The sequence below is a fragment of the Lutibacter citreus genome (genome assembly GCF_003260195.1).
Taxonomy (GTDB): Bacteria; Bacteroidota; Bacteroidia; order Flavobacteriales; family Flavobacteriaceae; genus Lutibacter; species Lutibacter citreus.
On record NZ_QEIH01000032.1, the window covers coordinates 1 to 1,368 of the forward strand.

General features: G+C 30.3%; 1 protein-coding gene. It reads left to right on the forward strand.

The annotated features are described in order from the left end of the window. Positions 1-242 precede the first annotated feature (242 nt). Positions 243-1,193 carry a DUF4365 domain-containing protein gene (locus tag DAD81_RS20645; RefSeq protein ID WP_111710379.1) on the forward strand — a complete coding sequence of 317 codons (951 nt, stop codon included), beginning with the start codon at positions 243-245 and terminating at the stop codon, positions 1,191-1,193. Positions 1,194-1,368 lie beyond the last annotated feature (175 nt).

The window sequence follows — 1,368 nt, forward strand, 5'->3', positions numbered from 1 at the left end:
CTTACTAATGGTTCAAAGCGTTACCCTTGCCCATAAGGGACTTGCACCCTATAGATTAATTATTTACCTTTCAGTAAATTAAAGACACCCATGCTGGGCACACACAATGTATAAAAATAATAGCCGGTTTAGTAGTGAATTCAAGGGTTATAGCCCGCTTCAACTTTTGTGTATATTGCCAGGAATGAAGCCCGCAATCGGCTACTATTCTTATACTAAACGTTAGCAACCATTAAAAACCGATGTCAAAAACAAGATTTACAAATACCGAAAGACTTGGAGTTAATAAAGTTGAAAGCATCTTCCTAAAAGATTTTGGATGGATACCAAGAACAATTTTCCAATCAGATGTTGGAATTGATATGACAGTTGAAGTCGCTGAAAATGGAAAACCAATAGGACAGTATTTAGCAATTCAGATAAAAACAGGAGAAAGCTACTTTCAGGAAGATAAATTAGGAGATATTATTTACAGAGGTTCTTTAGACCATTTAGATTATTGGCTGAATCATAGTTTACCTGTTATAATAATTTTACATAATCCAAAAACGGATTTAACAATTTGGCAAGAAATAAAAAATGACAAAATTACAAAGACAGCTAAAGGTTGGAAAGTTGAAATACCCAAAAATAAAACATTAGATAAAAATCATAAAATAAAACTATTAAACACTAATAAACTACCATTATACTTACAACGATTTCAAAAAATTGCGGCTGACAGGTATTTAATCAAATTCATTAATGATGACGGATTACTTATTTTAGAAATCGATGAATGGATAAACAAAACAAGTGGAAAAGCGGAATTTAGAATAATTAAATCTATTGACTCTGAAGATATTTTAATTAGTAAAACAGGTTACTTTCATTTCAATAATTCAACTTCATTACAAATATTATTTCCTTGGGCAGAATTTGAAGTAGATGAAAAATATTATGAACAGCAGGAAGAAGAGGAATTTATTGAAAATTATGGAATTTGGGATTCAGAAGATAGATGTTATGTTGAAACTTATGAAGATTTTCACGAAAAGAGAAAAGATTACCCGAAAATAAGACCATTAGAAGGTGGTAGTGGAGAAATACATTTTTATAGATTATTTTTCAATTTAAATTCTTTAGGAAAATCATTTTTAGAAATGGATAATTTTATGAATTTTGGAACACAACTAAAATTATTTAACAAATAACGGTTGTTACCACCGTATATAATTTATTGCTGGCTTATTGCTTACTTGCGAAAGTCCTCGCGGACTTTGAACTGCCCCCAAAAAGTTAGACACTATTTGAGAGTATATTTATGGGTAGAAAAGTCAAGTATAGTTACGATTTTAAACTTCGTTGCGTAAAAGAAGTATTGAAAAA